The organism is Riemerella anatipestifer ATCC 11845 = DSM 15868 (genome assembly GCF_000252855.1).
Taxonomy (GTDB): domain Bacteria; phylum Bacteroidota; class Bacteroidia; order Flavobacteriales; family Weeksellaceae; genus Riemerella; species Riemerella anatipestifera.
In genome coordinates this window covers 814,624-832,327 of sequence record NC_017045.1, presented here as the reverse complement: position 1 = coordinate 832,327, position 17,704 = coordinate 814,624, and the positions used below count along the sequence as shown (strand labels likewise).

The 17,704-nt window shown below is 35.3% G+C and carries 15 protein-coding genes, 1 tRNA gene and 1 pseudogene; 10 read left to right on the top strand and 7 right to left on the bottom strand.

Translation table 11 applies throughout. The features are described from left to right. Positions 1 to 9: 9 nt before the first annotated feature. The 5 genes from RA0C_RS04085 to RA0C_RS04065 form a co-directional block, all read right to left on the bottom strand. Positions 10 to 216, bottom strand: a complete 207-nt coding sequence (locus RA0C_RS04085) for a hypothetical protein (protein ID WP_004918691.1) — start codon at positions 214 to 216, stop codon at positions 10 to 12. 4 nt (positions 217 to 220) lie between these two features. Then, the gene (locus RA0C_RS04080; protein WP_004918689.1) at positions 221 to 829 is read right to left on the bottom strand and encodes a DUF3575 domain-containing protein; all 609 of its coding nucleotides are present in this window, start codon (positions 827 to 829) and stop codon (positions 221 to 223) included. A 54-nt stretch (positions 830 to 883) separates the two neighbouring features. Beyond that, positions 884 to 959: transfer RNA gene (locus RA0C_RS04075), tRNA-Phe, on the bottom strand. A gap of 111 nt (positions 960 to 1,070) precedes the next feature. After that, entirely contained in the window at positions 1,071 to 2,900 is a 1,830-nt protein-coding gene (locus RA0C_RS04070; RefSeq protein ID WP_013446859.1) for a lysophospholipid acyltransferase family protein, read from the bottom strand. Positions 2,901 to 2,925: 25 nt separating this feature from the next. Beyond that, positions 2,926 to 4,164 carry an aspartate kinase gene (locus RA0C_RS04065; protein WP_013446858.1) on the bottom strand — a complete coding sequence of 413 codons (1,239 nt, stop codon included), beginning with the start codon at positions 4,162 to 4,164 and terminating at the stop codon, positions 2,926 to 2,928. 189 nt (positions 4,165 to 4,353) lie between these two features. Here RA0C_RS04065 and fbp point away from each other — a divergent pair, with 189 nt between their 5' ends. The 10 genes and pseudogenes from fbp to RA0C_RS04015 all read left to right on the top strand — a co-directional run bounded on the left by fbp (position 4,354) and on the right by RA0C_RS04015 (position 14,249). Next, positions 4,354 to 5,370 (top strand): class 1 fructose-bisphosphatase, encoded by a 1,017-nt coding sequence (fbp, locus tag RA0C_RS04060; RefSeq protein ID WP_013446857.1) that lies wholly within the window; start codon positions 4,354 to 4,356, stop codon positions 5,368 to 5,370. Beyond that, a complete protein-coding gene (locus RA0C_RS04055) occupies positions 5,370 to 6,377 on the top strand; it encodes an o-succinylbenzoate synthase (protein ID WP_004918679.1) in 1,008 nt (335 codons plus the stop codon). The genes fbp and RA0C_RS04055 overlap by 1 nt, the downstream gene beginning before the upstream one ends. A gap of 53 nt (positions 6,378 to 6,430) precedes the next feature. Then, positions 6,431 to 7,642 (top strand): HD domain-containing protein, encoded by a 1,212-nt coding sequence (locus tag RA0C_RS04050; protein WP_004918677.1) that lies wholly within the window; start codon positions 6,431 to 6,433, stop codon positions 7,640 to 7,642. An 83-nt stretch (positions 7,643 to 7,725) separates the two neighbouring features. Beyond that, the gene (gene lpxD, locus RA0C_RS04045) at positions 7,726 to 8,760 is read left to right on the top strand and encodes a UDP-3-O-(3-hydroxymyristoyl)glucosamine N-acyltransferase (RefSeq protein WP_013446856.1); all 1,035 of its coding nucleotides are present in this window, start codon (positions 7,726 to 7,728) and stop codon (positions 8,758 to 8,760) included. Continuing rightward, positions 8,753 to 10,147, top strand: coding sequence for a bifunctional UDP-3-O-[3-hydroxymyristoyl] N-acetylglucosamine deacetylase/3-hydroxyacyl-ACP dehydratase (locus RA0C_RS04040; protein ID WP_004918670.1), 1,395 nt, complete (start codon positions 8,753 to 8,755; stop codon positions 10,145 to 10,147). Before lpxD ends, RA0C_RS04040 begins: the two co-directional genes overlap by 8 nt. 9 nt (positions 10,148 to 10,156) lie before the next feature. After that, on the top strand, positions 10,157 to 10,945 hold the full coding sequence (gene lpxA, locus RA0C_RS04035; RefSeq protein WP_004918668.1) for an acyl-ACP--UDP-N-acetylglucosamine O-acyltransferase: 789 nt from the start codon (positions 10,157 to 10,159) through the stop codon (positions 10,943 to 10,945). Between the two features lie 26 nt (positions 10,946 to 10,971). Then, entirely contained in the window at positions 10,972 to 11,535 is a 564-nt protein-coding gene (gene efp, locus RA0C_RS04030; protein WP_004918666.1) for an elongation factor P, read from the top strand. Between the two features lie 63 nt (positions 11,536 to 11,598). Beyond that, complete coding sequence (locus tag RA0C_RS04025) at positions 11,599 to 12,501, top strand: UDP-3-O-(3-hydroxymyristoyl)glucosamine N-acyltransferase (protein WP_013446855.1); 903 nt, start codon at positions 11,599 to 11,601, stop codon at positions 12,499 to 12,501. Positions 12,502 to 12,605: 104 nt separating this feature from the next. Continuing rightward, positions 12,606 to 13,478: a succinate--CoA ligase subunit alpha gene (sucD, locus tag RA0C_RS04020; RefSeq protein WP_013446854.1), complete on the top strand. Its 873-nt coding sequence runs from the start codon at positions 12,606 to 12,608 to the stop codon at positions 13,476 to 13,478. A 97-nt stretch (positions 13,479 to 13,575) separates the two neighbouring features. Then, positions 13,576 to 14,249: pseudogene (locus RA0C_RS04015) on the top strand (porin family protein). 58 nt (positions 14,250 to 14,307) lie between these two features. On the opposite strand, the gene RA0C_RS04010 reads toward RA0C_RS04015, so the two are convergent. Together RA0C_RS04010 and RA0C_RS04005 are read right to left on the bottom strand one after the other, a co-directional pair. Then, positions 14,308 to 16,818 (bottom strand): M1 family metallopeptidase, encoded by a 2,511-nt coding sequence (locus RA0C_RS04010; RefSeq protein WP_013446853.1) that lies wholly within the window; start codon positions 16,816 to 16,818, stop codon positions 14,308 to 14,310. Positions 16,819 to 16,863: 45 nt separating this feature from the next. Next, on the bottom strand, positions 16,864 to 17,658 hold the full coding sequence (locus RA0C_RS04005) for a thymidylate synthase (protein ID WP_013446852.1): 795 nt from the start codon (positions 17,656 to 17,658) through the stop codon (positions 16,864 to 16,866). Positions 17,659 to 17,704: the final 46 nt, after the last annotated feature.

The following is a 17,704-nucleotide window of genomic DNA, read 5'->3' as shown; positions in this document are numbered from 1 at the left end:
TATCAAATTTTAATCAAAATTGTGATGAGTATCATCGTTTTTATTTTTGTTCCAAATCCATAGACCTATGGTAATGCCTACTGCTCCAGCAATCCCGTTCATTAAAGCTCTCTCTAGTTGGTCTGGAGCATTAGAGTTACCAAGATAGTTCATTAAAAATACAACAACAAATGTAATGATAACGATGAGGTAAAATTTAGGGTTTTTAAAATCCATATTTTTATCTTAATTTGTATGAAATCATAATACCACCTCTATAAGGAATCCATTCTCCACTTTTATTCCAATAGTCTGGATGACTTTCGTATCTTTTCAAGAAATGTGGTGGTTCTTCTGTTGGTTCGTAGCCGTGATAAAAACCTTGTGAAGTTCCTCCACCTAAGAAAAAGTCAATATTCCATTTATCTTTCCATTGGTACTGATATCCAACTACAGCCCCTATCATATAATTAAACCCTCTTTGAAATTTTTTTGTGTCAAGGTAATTCCATTTGGTCATATCAAAAACTCCACCTCCAACATTTGCTCCAACATACCAACCATTAAATGCTTCCTTAAAATAATATCTACCCTCCAAATGTCCCATATAAATTTGCATATGATTGCCAAACGCAGATTTCCAAGGTGAAATAAGGATATCTCCCTGTATGGTATACTTGGGTGCTAATTGATACTCTAGTCCTCCATTGATGATGGATAGCGGTAGAGTGAGAACATTTCCTTTAATATATAAAGATTTAGGCTTTGTTGTGTTTGTCTCTTCTTGGGTAGACTGTGCTGATGTTAGAGTTGTTAAACCTAAAAAAAGTATAATGGCTATATTTTTCATAACGCAAATATATAACAATAAAACAAAAACCACTCTCAAACGGAGTGGCTTTTATGGTGGTGCCTCCAGGAATCGAACCAGGGACACAAGGATTTTCAGTCCTTTGCTCTACCAACTGAGCTAAGGCACCATAACTGCTTCTATCAGTTGTTTTTTTAGTGGTGCAAAGATATATATATTATCAATATAAACCAAACCTATTTTGAAATTTTTAATAGTTTTATAGTTAAAAAATTGATAATCAGTTTTGTTTTTTTTGTTCTTCGGGACCTAGTTGTTCGCTCATTTCTTCCAATACAGGCTTAATGGTGCTTTCAGGGAGGTCGCTGATACGAATATACATCAATCCATCAATAGCGTCATTAAAGTTTGGGTCTACATTAAAGGAAATAACCTTAGCATTTTGTTTAATGTACTTCTTTATCAATACAGGTAATCTCATTTCTGGTTCCAAATCATCAATGAGTTTGTCTAGCTTTCCTAAATCTGAGTCTATACCATCAAAAAATAGATTTTTGTCTCTTTCTTTTAGTTTAATTTTAAATTCATTTCTTGGGTGTATGTATTGGGCAACAGCGGAATCATAGTAATGAGAACGCATAAAGTCTATCATAAGTGATTTAGAAAATTCCGAAAATTTGTTGCTGATACTTACACCACCCATTAGAAATTTGTGATCAGGGTTTCTTAAACAAACATGCACGATGCCCTTCCAAAGAAGAAATAGAGGGAAAGGTTTTTGCTGGTACTCCATAGAGATATAAGCTCTTCCCATTTCTATCACTTTTCGGAAGAATGGTTGTAGTTCTTGGTCAAACTCGAAAAGGGAGCTGGTATAGAAACCTTTAATGCCGTGTTTTTTCATCACCTCCTTACCTAGAGCCATTCTGTAAGCACCCGCGAGTTTTTGGGCTTCTTTATCCCATAAGAAAAGATGGTGATAATGTTTATCGTATTCATCTAAATCAAAAGGAAGGTTGCTGCCTTCTCCTACTGCACGGAAGGTAAGTTCTCTTTGTCTACCTATTTCTCTCATAATGGAAGGTATCTCTTGATAAGAACTGAAAAAGACTTCATAGTTTCCGCTATCAAAGAGCATTTTTCCTTCACTTTTCAGTGTTTCTATTTCCTTAATTAGATCTTCCTGAGGTGTTTCGTCTATGATGTTTTGAACGATGTTTTCCGACTTGTTTGGAATTTTCAAATTGAGGTTTGGGAGTTTCATTAAATCTGCCAACGATTGCCTTTTGTCATAATAAGTTTTCATAAGGCAAATTTTCTTTTGTAGCAGATGCTCCATTTCCTCCACAGAGTCGCAGTCTTCTATGGTTTTTACAGAAACAGGTTTCCCAATTCTTACTCTAATAGGCTTTTCTCTTTTGTTCATCATTTCAGATGGAAGCATTAGAGTTTGTAAATCAGGGTGTATTTTAGACATTGCGTAAAAAAGTTTGCTGTTTTTAGCATGAAAATACATTGGGACTATGGGGACTTTAGCCTTTTTCATAAGCTTAAGAGCTGGTTTTTCCCATTCTTTATCCATGATTTGAGCAAAAGAGTTATTCTTGTTAGAAACTTCTCCCGCTGGGAATATACCTACACAACCACCTTCTTCTAGATGTTTTAAGGTAGCTTTCATTCCTTGCAAACTACTACGGATTTCTTTTCTGCCTTCAAAAGGATTTACAGGGATTACAAAAGGCTTCATAGGTTCAATTTTCTCTAAGAGAAAATTGCCCATAATTTTAAAATCAGGACGAATTTCGGTTAAGATTTTACACATTAGTATGCCGTCTATCGCTCCTAGAGGGTGATTAGCAACTAATATGAAAGGTCCTGTTTTAGGGATTTTTTGTAAATCTTCCTCAAAGACGATATACTTTAAATTTCTTTCCTTAACAAAAGCTTTAAAGAAGTCTTTGCCCTCAGTATGTTTTATTTTGTCATAAAGAGCATTAACTTGATTAATCCTCGTCAAACGCATAATTATAGAAGCGATAGGAGATTTTAAAAATCCTACTTTATCTAAACCAGCAGCTTTTATTAAATCCTTTTTAGAAATGAGACTCATTAGTTATTGTTTTTTTTTCTGAATTCTAGAGAATTACAATTTGAACCGTGTTTTTAGCAATTTGTTCTAATAGAATGTTTTTCCCTTCGTACAGTCTATCAAGTTTATCCATGTTGGCATTTCTTATAGTAAATAAGGATACATTTTTAGAAACTTCTGTTTTAAAATTAGCTTGTAGAGCTTCGTTAAGTTCGTCTAGTTTTGCAAATTTATCCTCTAAACAAAGAGCCAATGATATAGCAGAGTTTTGCATCAACGATACTTTTATCTTTAGTTGAGATAAAAGATTGAAAATAAAGCTAATATGGTCTTCTGCGATGAAAGAAAAATCTCGTGTAGATATTTTAATTAGGTTTTGATTTTCCTTAAGGATAAAACTTTCTTCTTTTTGGTTTTCGTCTGAAATGCCTACTTTAGTACCTGCTTTTTGTGGTTCTACAAAAGATTTTACAAAGAACGGAATATTCTTTTGCTTTAAAGGTTGCAAAGTTTTTGGGTGGATTACAGAGGCTCCATAGTATGCCATTTCTATGGCTTCTTCATAGGAAATGTTAGAAAGTAATTTAACATCTTTAAACTTTCTAGGGTCTCCCGTCATAACACCTGGTACATCTTTCCAAATGGTCATTGCGTTAGCATTAAGGCAATAAGCGAAAATAGCTGCGGAATAATCGGAGCCTTCACGCCCTAGCGTTACAGTGAAATTGTTGGCGTCAGAACCAATGAATCCTTGTGTTACATAGCATTTCTCTTTATTAAGTTGAGAGATATTGGTTTCGGTTTCTGTCCAATCTACTACACCCTCACGGTAAGTATCGTTGGTTTTAATGAAATCTCTAGCATCAATCCATTCATTACTAAAATTTCTAGAATTGAGGTATTCGCTAAGGATTTTAGAAGAAATCATTTCTCCGCAACTCACCACTTGGTCATAGACGAAATTATAATTAGGTGATTTGTTTCTTCTTAAAAAAGCTTGTACATCATCAAAAAATAGTGAAATTTCATCAAAAACAGGGTGGTTTTTATCAAAAAGCCCAGAGGCTATTTCTATATGTGATGTTTTTATTTTTTGAATTTCTTCATTATAATTTCCTTTCTGGAAGTAGACTTCTACAACTTTCTCTAAAGCATTAGTGGTTTTCCCCATAGCAGAAACTACGAGTAAACACTCTTTAAAGCCTTGGCTCTCTAGTACAAATGCTACATTTTTAACACTTTCGGAGTCTTTTACCGAGGCTCCTCCAAACTTAAATATTTTCATACAATGTGTTATTAAAAGCTCAATAATTCTTGGAGTTAAGGTCTTCCGACAGACTAAAACAATTTTCAAAAGTATTAAAATCAGTTGAAAAAAGAAATACAAAAATTTAATTTGGATAAAAAAGTTTCCTTAGTTGTGAAAATTCGAGTAAAATTCCGAAATTTGTGGCTCTAACTAATAAATCTAAAGATGTCACAACAATCATTACAAACATTAGGCGAGTTTATAATTGATAAACAAGATGATTTTCAGTATTCTACGGGGGAGCTTTCTAGGCTTTTAAGTGCTATAAGGTTGGCTTCTAAAGTAGTGAACAGAGAAGTGAATAAAGCTGGGATTGCAGATATCATTGGTAAGGCAGGAAACACCAATATACAAGGGGAAGACCAGCAGAAGCTAGATGTCTTGGCTAATGATATTTTCATCAATGCACTTTCTCAGAGAGAGGTGGTATGTGGCATTGCTTCAGAAGAAAGTGATGATTTTGTAGAAATAAAATCAGGTGAGAATGGGCATTTGAGTAAATATGTGGTGTTGATAGACCCTTTGGATGGGTCGTCTAATATAGATGTTAATGTATCGGTAGGGACGATTTTCTCTATTTATAGAAGAGTTACAGAGCCAGGTACTCCTGTACAGCTAGAAGATTTCCTACAAAAAGGTGTTAATCAAGTGGCAGCAGGTTATGTAGTGTATGGTTCTTCCACAATGATTGTTTACACCACAGGGAATGGGGTTAATGGTTTCACATTAGACCCAAGTTTAGGTACTTATTATCTCTCTCACCCTAATATGCAGTTTCCTAAAAAAGGAAAAATATACTCCATAAATGAGGGTAATTATATTAAATTTCCGCAAGGGGTTAAAGATTATTTAAAATACTGCCAAATGGAAGAAGGAGACCGTCCTTACACTTCTCGTTATATAGGCTCTTTGGTTTCGGATTTTCATAGAAATATGATTAAAGGTGGAATTTATATCTATCCGTCTTATTCACAGGCTCCTAACGGAAAATTAAGACTTCTATATGAGTGTAATCCTATGGCGTTTTTAGCAGAACAAGCGGGAGGTAGAGCGTCTAATGGTTTTCAAAGAATTTTGGAAATAGAGCCTACAGAGTTGCACCAAAGAGTGCCGTTTTTCTGTGGAAGCGAAGAAATGGTAAAAAAAGCAGAGGAGTTTATGGCTCAAGTTAAAGATGCTTAATGAGGGCTAATTATAATAAATATACACTCAAATTCAAAACACCCAGCGGTACTTCGCGGGGTGTTTTGACTACTAAGGAAACTTATTTTCTAGAGGTTACAGACGGTATAAACAAAGGGCTGGGAGAGTGTGGTTTGTTTAGAGGGTTGAGTTATGATGATGTTCCTGATTATGAGGGAAAGCTGAGTTGGTTGTGCGAAAATATACATTTAGCTCCTGAAGTTTTGAGGGAACACCTTCGTCACTATCCGTCTATATGGATAGGTTATGAACAGGCGATGTTGAACTTGGTTCAGGATAAATATATTTATTTTCCGTCAGATTTTACAGAAGGTAAAGATTTTATCAAAATCAATGGGTTGATATGGATGGGGTCGGTAGAATTTATGCAAAAACAGATAGAAGATAAACTTTCTCAAGGTTTTGATTGTATTAAATTAAAAATAGGAGTTGATTGGGCTTCCGAGAGGCAAATTATTTCCGAGTTAAGGCATATTTATCCTAAAAATCAACTAGAAATAAGAGTAGATGCCAATGGAGCTTTTACAGTGGAAGAAGCGAAAACGGTATTACAACAACTTTCTGATTTAGAAATTCATTCTATTGAACAACCCATAAAGGCAGGGCAATTAGAAGAAATGGCAAAACTGTGTCAGAATACGCCTACACCCATAGCTTTGGATGAAGAACTGATAGGCGTGGTGCAGGTAGAAGAGAAACAAAAATTATTAGAAAAAATAAAACCTCAATACATTATTTTGAAACCTTCTCTAGTAGGCGGTTTTTCTGGGACTGATGAATGGATAAATTTAGCGGAAACTTTAGGTATAGGTTGGTGGATAACTTCTGCTTTAGAAAGTAATATCGGTCTTAATGCTATTGCCCAATACACTTATACTAAACAAAGTAAGATGCCTCAAGGTTTAGGGACTGGAGGGTTATTTACCAATAATCTAGAAACCCCTATTATTCTTAATGGAGATAGATTGAGGTTTGTCAAGTTTTAGTTTATTGTCAATTAAGAAATTAGCTCTAAATTTGCCGAAATTTTAAAAAGAGAATGAGTAAAATCAATAAACTCAAAATCATAAACGACCCAGTACATGGGTTTATTAAAATTCCTTACGAAATACTATTTGATGTTATAGAGCACCCTTATTTTCAGCGTTTGAGGAGAATTTCGCAAACTGGGCTTCTTAATCTTGTTTTTCCTGGGGCTACACATACGAGGTTTCATCACGCATTGGGAGCGATGCACTTGATGTTTTTAGCCTTGGAAACGCTTAAGCTTAAAGGTGTGAAGATAAGTAAAGAAGAGGAACAGTCGGCAATGTTGGCTATTTTGTTGCATGATGTTGGGCACGGACCGTTCTCCCACGCGTTAGAATCGGTTCTTATGGAGGATTGGCATCATGAAAAACTGTCATTGCTGATTATGAGCCGATTGAATGATGAATTTTCAGGAGCTTTGTCGGTAGCGATAGAAATGTTTCAGGGGAATTATCATCGTAAGTTTTTCAATCAGTTGGTTTCGTCTCAATTAGATGTAGATAGGTTAGATTACTTGAAAAGGGATAGCTTTTTTACAGGAGTTTCAGAAGGTAATATCAATGCTCAACGACTGATTTCAATGATGAATGTAGCAGATGATGAGTTGGTAATAGATGCTAAAGGGATTTATTCCGTAGAAAACTATCTCACAGCAAGGATGCTGATGTATTGGCAGGTGTATTACCATAAAACAGCGTCTTTGGCAGAATTTATGTTGGTTAAAATTTTGAAAAGAGCCAAATTTTTAATTTCTCAAGGAGTTAATTTGGAGGCATCGGAAAACCTAAAATATTTCCTTTATAAGAAAGATTTTAGTTCTATGTCGGAGGAAGATTTAAGCAGATTTATAAATCTAGATGATACTGATGTATTACAGGCAATAAAGCTTTGGCAAAATGAGAGAGATTTGGTTCTTTCTTATTATTGTAAGGCAATTATAACGCGAAAGTTTCCTCAAACTATTTGGTCTTCAGAAGGGTTTTCTCAAGATTTTATAGATGATAAAGTAGAGACTGTTAATAAGCGAATGTATATAGATTTTGGGGTAGATTTTGTTGATGAAATTTCCCGATATTTGTTACCTTATGATAGCGAAAAACAGCCTATCTATTTGTTGGAAAAAAAAGGTGGTAAAGTACCTTTAGATGAATCTGAATTATCAGTTTTATCCACGAGCCTTAAGCGTCCTACACAGAAATATATTTTGGCATTTCCTAGGTAAATATGGCTATGATGACTAGGTTTGATGATGTTTTGTAGTATAAATTGCAAGAGAAATATTATAAATTACTATCTTTGCACATTATGGAATTTACAGCTTCTCAGATTGCAGGTTTTATTGAAGGGGAAATCATCGGTAACGAAAATACTTTAATTACAGGGGTCTCTCCTATAGAAAGCGGTGAAGAAGGGCATTTGTCTTTTGTCGCTCAGGAGAAATTTTCTCATTTTATAGAGGAAACTAAATGCTCGGTTCTTATAGTATCCAAAAAACTTTTAGATAAAAAAGATTATAAGGCTACCATTATAGCCGTAGAAGATGCTTACCTATCTTTTCAAGTGCTAATGAACCTTTACAACGAGATGGTTCAAGATAGAAAATCAGGTGTAGAAGAAGGAGCATTTATTCATCAGACGGCTGTCTTAGGAGAGAATGTTTTTGTAGGAGCGTTTACCTATATTTCGGAGAAAACTAAGGTGGGAGAAGGTTCTCAGATTGCGCCTCAGGTATATATAGGTAAGAGAGTCAAGATTGGTAAGAATTGTAAAATAGATAGTGGTGCTAGGATTTATGATGGTTGTGTGATAGGAGATAATTGCATCATACACTCTAATACAGTAATAGGAGGCGATGGTTTTGGTTTCCAGCCAACAGCAGAAGGTTTTAAAAAAATTCCGCAATTAGGAAATGTAATTATAGAGAACAATGTAGAGATTGGTTCTAACTGTAGTATAGATAGAGCAACGATAGGCTCTACCATTATAGGGGAAGGAACCAAGATAGATAATCTAATCCAGATTGCTCATAATGTTAAGATAGGCAAACATAATGTAATTGCGGCTCAAGCAGGTATTGCGGGGTCCACTACTATAGGCGATTGGAACCAGGTGGGTGGACAAGTAGGTATTGTAGGGCATATTAACATTGGTAATCAAGTTAAAATACAAGCCCAAAGTGGCGTAAATAATAGTGTGTCTGATGGGGAAATTCTATATGGTTCTCCAGCAATTTCGGCAAGTGATTTCAGAAGAAATTATGTTCACTTCCGAAACTTTAATAAGATTGTTCAAAAGTTAAATCAACTAGAAAAAAACTCAAAAGATAATACTAATGAGTGATAAGCAAAAAACTTTAAAAGAAGAAGTTTCTCTTTCAGGGATAGGTCTTCATACAGGTAAACAAGTTAATCTTACTATAAAACCGGCTAAGGAAAATACAGGTTTTGTATTTGTAAGAACAGATTTGGAAGGAAATCCTCAAGTGGAAGCAGATGTAAACTATGTTACCACTACCGAAAGGGGAACTACATTAGAAAAATTAGGGGTTAAAATACATACTTGTGAGCACCTTTTGGCGGCTCTAGTAGGTATGGATTTAGATAATGCAATATTAGAATTAGATAGTGCGGAACCACCAATTTTAGATGGTTCTTCTAAGTTTTTTGTAGAAGCAATAGAGAAAGCAGGTATCGTAGAGCAAGAGAAAGCGAGAGAGTACCTAGTGATAAAAGAGGTAATGAGTTATACTGACCCAAATTCGGGGGCTGATATTACGATTATCCCTTCCGATACTTATGAAATTACAACTATGGTGGATTTTGGTACTAAGGTATTGGGTACTCAAAATGCGACCATGAAGCATATTTCTGAGTTTAAGGAAGAATTTGCTAGTGCTAGAACTTTTAGTTTCTTACATGAGTTGGAAATGCTTTTAGACCACGGACTTATCAAGGGTGGAGATATTAGCAATGCCATTGTTTATGTGGATAAGGAACTCACACCAGAAACTACAGAAAAACTCAAAAAGGCATTTGGTAGAGAAGAAATATCTATCCGTCCTAATGGAGTTTTGGATAATTTAACTTTAAACTATCCTAATGAAGCGGCTAGACACAAGTTACTAGATGTAATTGGAGATTTGGCATTGGTAGGAGTTAAAATAAAAGGTAAAGTTATTGCTAACAAACCAGGGCACTTTGTTAATACTCAGTTTGCTAAAAAACTGAATCGCCAATGGAAATTACAAAAGAAAAAAAATGTGCCTGATTTTGATTTAACTAAAGAGCCTGTTTACGACATCAATGGGATTATGGGGTTGCTTCCGCACCGTCCACCATTTTTATTAGTAGATAAAATTTTAGAATTGTCTGATACTCATGTGGTAGGGCTTAAAAATGTATCAATGAATGAGCCATTCTTTACAGGACACTTCCCAAAAGAACCTGTAATGCCAGGGGTTTTACAGATAGAGGCAATGGCACAGACAGGCGGTATTTTGGTATTGGCTAATGTGCCTGACCCAGAAAACTATTCTACTTACTTTGTTAAAATAGACAAGGTTAAGTTTAAGAAAAAGGTAGTTCCTGGAGATACACTTATCTTCAAAATAGACCTTATAGAACCTATTAGAAGAGGTATTGTGCATATGCAAGGGTATGGTTATGTAGGAGATAGTGTAGTGGTAGAGGCAGAGCTTATGGCTCAAGTAGCAAAAACTAAAATCTAAATTTAAAAAATGATTCATCAGTTAGCAGCCGTAGATAGACGGGCTAAAATAGATAAAAATGTGGTAGTAGAGCCATTTACCACGATAGCTGCAGATGTGGAAATTGGGGAAGGTACTTGGATAGGTCCTAATGTAACGATTATGAATGGGGCTAGAATTGGTAAAAATTGTAGAATTTTCCCAGGGACAGTAATTTCAGCAATACCACAAGATTTAAAATTTGAAGGTGAAGATACTCAAGTGATTATAGGTGATAATACTACAATCAGAGAATCAGTTACCATCAATAGAGGTACTAAAGCATTGGGATATACCAAGATAGGTAGTAACTGCCTGATAATGGCTACCTCACACATTGCTCACGATTGTGTTTTAGGAGACCATGTAATTATTGTGAATGGGTGTGGTATAGCAGGACATGTAGAAATAGGAGATTTTACCGTTATGGGTGGGCTTTCTGCAGTTCATCAATTTGGTAAAATAGGCAAACATGTAATGGTGTCTGGAGGTACATTGGTAAGAAAGGATATTCCGCCTTATGTTAAAGTGGCTAGAGAGCCTATGAGCTATGCTGGTATCAATTCTGTAGGGTTGAGAAGAAGAGGTTTTTCTAATGAAAAAATATTTGAGATACAAAAAATCTATCGTATCATCTTCCAAATGAAAATGAATGTTTCTCAAGCTGTTTCTTATATAGAAAAAGAAATGCTTCCTACGGCAGAACGAGATGAAATCCTACAATTTATACAAAACTCACCTAGAGGTATTGTAAAAGGTTACGGTACAGGTAAAGATTAAATAAAAATAAATAACATATTATATAGATGGCAACAACAGCTGATATTAAAAAGGGTCTTTGCATCAATTATAGCAACGACATTTACAAGGTAATCGAGTTTTTACATGTAAAACCAGGTAAAGGACCTGCTTTTGTGAGAACTAAACTTAAGTCTGTAACTAATGGTAAAGTGATTGATAACACTTTCTCAGCAGGGCATAAGATAGACGAGGTAAAGGTAATTACTCGTAAATTTCAGTACCTTTATGATGATGATAATGGGTTCCACTTTATGAATAATGATGACTTTTCTCAAATCTATATCGGTAAAGAAATGATTGAGAATGCTCAGTTTATGAAGGCAGGAGAAGAAGTTACTATCATTATGAAGGAGGAAGATGAAACGCCTCTTTCTGCGGAGATTCCGCCTACAGTTTATCTAGAAGTGGTAGAGGCTGACCCAGGTGTAAAGGGTAACACTGCAACTAATGCTCTTAAAAATGCTATCGTGGAAACAGGAGCTAGAGTAATGGTGCCTTTATTTATAGAACCAGGAGATAAAATAAAAGTAAATACAGAAGACGGCTCTTACTTAGAGAGAGTTAAATAATTAGTCTAATAAATTCGGAGGGAGTTGTTCTCTCCGAATTTCATTTTTTAATTCTATTCAATTATGACATTTTCAGAGCAGCAAACGCTTAAAGTGATTGCCGACATTATAGGAGCTCAATTTGTTGGAGATGAGAGTTTTCCTGTTTTAGGAACTAACGAGATTCACATGGTGCGTCCAGGTGATATTGTCTTTGTAAATCACCCAAAATACTACGATAAAGCATTAAACTCTGCTGCTACTATTATTTTAATAGACAAAGAAGTAGCTTGCCCAGAGGGAAAAGCGTTACTAATTTCTGATGATCCTTTTAGAGATTTTAATAAAATAAATACTCACTTTACGCAGATTTATAATTTTAAAAAAGATTTAAATGATGCTCAGATAGGAGAGGGAACTTTTATTCATCCTTCTGTAGTGTTAGGAAATCAAGTTAAAATCGGCAAGAACTGCCATATTTTCCCTAATGTGGTTATTGGTGATAGAACAGAAATAGGAGATAATGTTATCATTCAGTCTAATACCGTTTTAGGAGGAGATGCATTTTATTATAGAAAACTCAATGGGAATTTTGATAGATTGATTTCGGTGGGTAATGTAGTGATAGAGAATAATGTAGAAATAGGCAATGGGTGTACTATAGATAGAGGAGTTACTGCTTCTACAGTGATAGGCGAAGGTTCTGTGTTGGATAATCAAATCCAGATAGGGCATGATACCATTATTGGTAAAAAGTGTCTTATTGCTTCCCAAACAGGTATTGCGGGGTGTTGCGTGATTGAAGATGAGGTTACCATTTGGGGACAAGTAGGTATGGCTTCTGGAGTTAGAGTAGAAAAAGGCACGGTACTACTCGCTAAATGTGGTATAAATAGAGATTTAAAGAAAGGAACTTATTTTGGCACTATAGCAGAAGAATTCCGTGATTATTTAAGGAAGGAAGTTAGGTTGAAAAATTTGAAATAAAATAATTTTTTCATCAATTTAAAAATTCTTAAATTTACCGAAAAATAAAAAACCTTTTTAGAGAAGGGTAATTATAATCAAAAAGAAAAATAAATAAATATAATATGTCAGTATTAGTTAACAAAGATTCTAGAGTAATAGTACAAGGGTTTACAGGAAACGAAGGAACTTTCCATGCAGGTCAAATGATAGACTACGGAACAAATGTAGTGGGAGGTGTAACTCCAGGAAAAGGAGGTACAGAGCATTTAGGTAAGCCTGTATTTAATACCGTAGCAGACGCTGTGGAAAAAGCAGATGCTAATGTAAGTATCATTTTTGTACCACCAGCATTTGCTGCAGATGCTATTATGGAAGCTGCAGATGCAGGGATTAAAGTGATTGTTTGTATCACGGAAGGAATCCCAGTAGCTGATATGACTAAAGTGAAAAATTATATTGCAGATAAAGATTGCCGTCTAATTGGACCTAACTGTCCAGGTATCATCACTTCTGATGAAGCTAAGATTGGTATTATGCCGGGATTTGTATTCAAGAAAGGTAAAGTAGGTATTGTATCTAAATCAGGAACACTTACTTATGAAGCAGCAGACCAAGTGGTAAGAGCAGGTTATGGTATTTCTACGGCAATAGGTATTGGTGGAGACCCTATCATTGGAACTACTACTAAAGAGGCTTTAGAAATGTTTATTAACGACCCAGAAACTGAAGCTGTGGTAATGATTGGTGAGATTGGTGGTAACCTTGAAGCGGAAGCTGCTAAATGGTATAAAGCTAGTGGTTCTAAGAAGCCAGTAGTTGGTTTTATTGCGGGGCAAACAGCACCTAAAGGAAGAACTATGGGACACGCTGGTGCTATTGTAGGTGGTGCTGAAGATACTGCTCAAGCAAAAATGGCTATCATGAGAGAAAACGGAATTAATGTGGTAGATTCTCCAGCTGATATAGGAGTTACTATTGCAAAGGTTTTAGGGTAGTATTTTTTGAAAAATAAATATTAAAATTTTAATTACAATGGTAAAAACTCTGATGATAGATTGCTATCATTGGAGTTTTATTCTTAAAAATATGATTATGAAAAAAATAGTTTTAGTAGGATTAGGTTTAGTCTTTGGGTTGTCTTCTGCACAAATCAATATTCAGTTTGAAAATACTCGTTTTGGGGTAAGTGGTGGTGTTAACTATTCTGGAGTTAAAAATGCACATAACCCATCGGGTAAAAGACTTGGTTTTCAAGTGGGTGCTTTAGCGTTAATCCCTGCTGATAACGATGATCAATTATATTTACAGCCAGAAATACAATATTACCAAGCGGGAGAAACCGGTTATACTAAAAAAGGAGGAGGTGACAAGAATACCAAATATTACAACGATTATATTAGTGTACCTATTTATGTAAAAGGTTATTTTTCAGAAGCAGAGTCTGAATTCTTTGGAATGTTTGGTCCTAGATTTAATTTTCTAATTAATCAAACTGTAGAAAGCCCATCTAGACAGGTTTATACAATAGAGGGAAACGATCCTAGATATCCTCATCTTAATGGAAAAAGGCAAGTAGCTTTAATTTTGGTTTAGGAGTGGGTTTAGGATTTAGTTATAAAAGACAATTAGAAGTAGCAGTGAAGTATGATTTGGGGTTGTCTAATACTTATCGTCATATGGTGGAATCATACACAGGAGACTTGAACACAGAGAAGAAAAAATCAGAACAAGTACTAAGTGTAACACTTAATTATATTTTTGAATAATCCAAAAATAGTTTATAATAAAAAAGAGAGATGAATTTCATCTCTCTTTTTTGTTGCCTTAGTTTTTATAAAGCTCAATGATTTTATTTATTTTGTCTATTTGTTTATGAAGACTATCACTACTAGGTTGAGCTTTTAGCAGTTCCATTTTTTTGGAAACTCCGTTTTGAAGCATTTGTATAATCATCATTTTAACTTGAGGATTGTCAGGAATCTCAGACTTGGCTTGACCTAAAATTTTGGTGATAGATTCTGTGGCTTTTAAATTATCAGAAGTCATAATCCAGTTGAACCCTTCTTCTGCTACACTACCTAACTCAGGATTTTGAAATTTTAAGAAAGGATAAAAAGCGACCAATCCACCTATGTGTGGCATCTGAGATTCTATCTTGTTTTTAACGATGGTAGGTAGTAATGTGGTAATTAATTCCTCTGAAGCACCAGAAAGGTCTATTTTGTCTGCTAGACTTTTAACGCGCTCAGGCTCGGTTTGTGCAATGGCAGCCAATGCACTTCCTTTAATGGAGTTAGATACTACATCAATATTCTTTTCATATAGAGGTAGATATTTTTTGTTTTTTGTTTTAGATAAAGCTAATATTGCGGCTGCTCTTACTAAAGTTTTAGGATCATTGTTAGCGATTTTTTCAACTTCAGCTAATGCTACCTTTGCGTGTGCAGGGTTAGATAAATCTAAAGCATTAAGCGCCTGGATTCTCAATCTAAAAAAATCATCTTTTAGTGCGGCTACTATTGTTTTTACTGATTCAGGGTAAGTCGCAGTTTCTGAAGCCCCTTTTAGTGCTAAATATCTGCTTTTGTATTCTTTAGACTTAGTGTATTGTAAGTAGAGTTGTTCGGGAGTTTTACTGTTGTTTATTTCAGCTAAAAGAACTCCAGCAGGATCTACATTTATTAAATCAGGATTTTTATTCACACTAAAAGTAAAATCATTTTCAGCTTTTGCATTTACCCATACATCTTGGCGTTTTACAGAGTTTCCTTCGTGTAAATCTATAGTAAGGGGGAATTGAAATGGCTTTTCTTGATTTTGTACAACAGATACTGTTACTTCTTTTTTTACAGGCTCGTAGCTGTATTGTATGTTTAATTTTGGATTTCCACTATTAAAGTACCATTGGTTGAAGAACCAATTTAAGTCTTTACCAGAAATTTTTTCAAACGAAAGTCTTAACTGGTGAGCTTCCCCAGTGCCGTACTCATGAGTTTTGAGATAATCTGTTACACCTGCAAAGAAGGCATCGTCTCCTAAATAATTTCTTAACATATGTAGGATAGCTCCTCCTTTGTTGTAGGATACTAAATCAAACATATCTTCTCTGCTTTCGTAATCAAACCTTACAAGGTCTTTGTTGAAGTCGGAAGGGTTGTGTATATATCTGCTACTATTATTATTGAGGTGATAATCTGCGGCATCTTTTCCGTACTTATATTCTTCCCAAAGGTATTCAGAATAGTTAGCAAAACTTTCATTTACAGTAAGATTACTCCAGCTTTCTGTGGTTACCAAATCTCCAAACCAATGGTGGAACAGCTCGTGTGCGATAGTGCTTTCCCAACGGTTGTCGTCTATCAAATCTCCTGGTTTTTGCTGAGCGTTTTCGGCGTGGATAACGGCGGTAGTGTTCTCCATTGCGCCACTTACAAAATCTCTCCCCACTAGTTGGGCGTATTTTGCCCAAGGATAATCGTAGCCTAGCTTTTTGGAGAAAAATTCCATCATTTCAGGTGTATTTCCAAAGATTTGTTTGGCGTAATCTGCATATTCTTTCTCTACATAGTAATCCACAGGAATATTTCTCCATTTATCCTTAATTACGGCATATTCTCCAACGCCCATAAAGAAGAGGTACGGAGCGTGTTTTTTGTCCATAACCCAATGGTCAGTTCTTAGATTATTAGCCTCTTTGGTGGAAGATTTTAGAAGCCCATTAGAAAGAGTAACAAATTTATCAGGAACGGTCATATAAATTTCCTGAGTAGTTTTTTGATTAGGCTTATCAATAGTAGGGAACCAAGCCGAATTAGATTCGGTTTCTCCTTGAGTCCACACTTGAGTAGGTTTGTCAGGGTCTTTGCCTTGAGCATTGATGAAGTAAAGACCCTTAGCATCATTTATAGCTTTACTTCCTTTTTGTTTTACCTCGTTAGGTCTGGAGGTATATTTAATATAAACTGTATAATCTTGATTTTTCTGATAAGTTTTATCTAAAGAAATGTGCAGAATATCGTCTTTGTAACTGTATTTTAGAGGAGCTTTGCTTCCATTTTTATCTAAAGCCACTTCGTGTATGAGCATTGCTTTAGCATTAAGAACTAAAGAGTCCGATGGATAGAAATAAGGCGAAGCAGTAAGCCATTCTTCTCCGTGAAGCTGCTCTTTTTCAAAGTCAAAACTTACTTTTAGTTTGGTATGTTTAAGTTCGGTAGTTTTAGTATGTGTAGCACGATAGACGGTTTCTCTTCCAGAAGTTTCGGTTTGAGCGAAACTGTATTGGGTAGAAATAATACAGCCTAAAGCTAAAGCGGTGATGATAATTTTTTTCATATATACTTAATTTAGATTTTAAACATTTTACTAATTGATTGTTGGTTATACGGCAACAGGTGCTTTAATGCCCGAATGTGGGTGATAATTTTCTAGTGTAAAATCCTCAAATTTAAAGTCAAAAAGGTCTTTTACGCTAGGGTTTAGTTTCATAGTAGGAAGCGGTCTAGGCTCTCTGGAGAGTTGTTTTTGTACTTGCTCAAAATGATTGTTATAAATATGCACATCTCCAAACGAGTGAATGTACTCACCTACTTGTAAGCCACATACTTGGGCTACCATCATAGTCAGCAATGCATAGCTAGCAATATTGAAAGGAACACCTAGAAAAACATCGGCACTCCTTTGATAAAGTTGTAGTGATAACCTACCATCAGCAACATAAAACTGAAACAAAGCGTGGCAAGGTGCTAGTGCCATATTAGGGATTTCGGCAGCATTCCACGCAGATACAATGAGTCTTCTGCTATCAGGATTAGTTTTAATTTGGTGTATAACCTCCGAAATTTGGTCTATAACTTTACCATTAGCACCCTTCCAGCTTCGCCATTGGGCACCATAGACGGGACCTAAATTGCCATTATCGTCTGCCCATTCGTCCCAAATGCTTACGCCATTATCGTTAAGATATTTAATATTAGTATCTCCTTTTAGAAACCAAAGGAGTTCGTAAATAATAGATTTGAGGTGTACCTTTTTTGTAGTAACTAGTGGGAAGCCCTTAGAAAGGTCGTATCTAAGTTGATAGCCAAAGACACTCCTTGTACCTGTGCCTGTTCTGTCGGTTTTGTCTGTCCCGTGGTCTAGTATATGTTGAAGTAAGTCTAGATAGTTTTGCATTATAATCTTTTAAATCCCAAATTTAATGTTTTTTGGGAAGTATGAA

Excerpts from the sequence above, each read along its gene's own strand:
- RA0C_RS04070 (WP_013446859.1), bottom strand. The coding sequence starts at position 2,900 with ATGAGTCTCATTTCTAAAAAGGATTTAATAAAAGCTGCTGGTTTAGAT.
- RA0C_RS04050 (WP_004918677.1), top strand. The coding sequence starts at position 6,431 with ATGAGTAAAATCAATAAACTCAAAATCATAAACGACCCAGTACATGGG.
- efp (WP_004918666.1), top strand. The coding sequence starts at position 10,972 with ATGGCAACAACAGCTGATATTAAAAAGGGTCTTTGCATCAATTATAGC.
- RA0C_RS04080 (WP_004918689.1), bottom strand. The coding sequence starts at position 829 with ATGAAAAATATAGCCATTATACTTTTTTTAGGTTTAACAACTCTAACA.
- fbp (WP_013446857.1), top strand. The coding sequence starts at position 4,354 with ATGTCACAACAATCATTACAAACATTAGGCGAGTTTATAATTGATAAA.
- RA0C_RS04025 (WP_013446855.1), top strand. The coding sequence starts at position 11,599 with ATGACATTTTCAGAGCAGCAAACGCTTAAAGTGATTGCCGACATTATA.
- RA0C_RS04040 (WP_004918670.1), top strand. The coding sequence starts at position 8,753 with ATGAGTGATAAGCAAAAAACTTTAAAAGAAGAAGTTTCTCTTTCAGGG.
- RA0C_RS04085 (WP_004918691.1), bottom strand. The coding sequence starts at position 216 with ATGGATTTTAAAAACCCTAAATTTTACCTCATCGTTATCATTACATTT.
- RA0C_RS04010 (WP_013446853.1), bottom strand. The coding sequence starts at position 16,818 with ATGAAAAAAATTATCATCACCGCTTTAGCTTTAGGCTGTATTATTTCT.
- RA0C_RS04065 (WP_013446858.1), bottom strand. The coding sequence starts at position 4,164 with ATGAAAATATTTAAGTTTGGAGGAGCCTCGGTAAAAGACTCCGAAAGT.
- sucD (WP_013446854.1), top strand. The coding sequence starts at position 12,606 with ATGTCAGTATTAGTTAACAAAGATTCTAGAGTAATAGTACAAGGGTTT.
- RA0C_RS04005 (WP_013446852.1), bottom strand. The coding sequence starts at position 17,658 with ATGCAAAACTATCTAGACTTACTTCAACATATACTAGACCACGGGACA.
- lpxA (WP_004918668.1), top strand. The coding sequence starts at position 10,157 with ATGATTCATCAGTTAGCAGCCGTAGATAGACGGGCTAAAATAGATAAA.
- lpxD (WP_013446856.1), top strand. The coding sequence starts at position 7,726 with ATGGAATTTACAGCTTCTCAGATTGCAGGTTTTATTGAAGGGGAAATC.
- RA0C_RS04055 (WP_004918679.1), top strand. The coding sequence starts at position 5,370 with ATGAGGGCTAATTATAATAAATATACACTCAAATTCAAAACACCCAGC.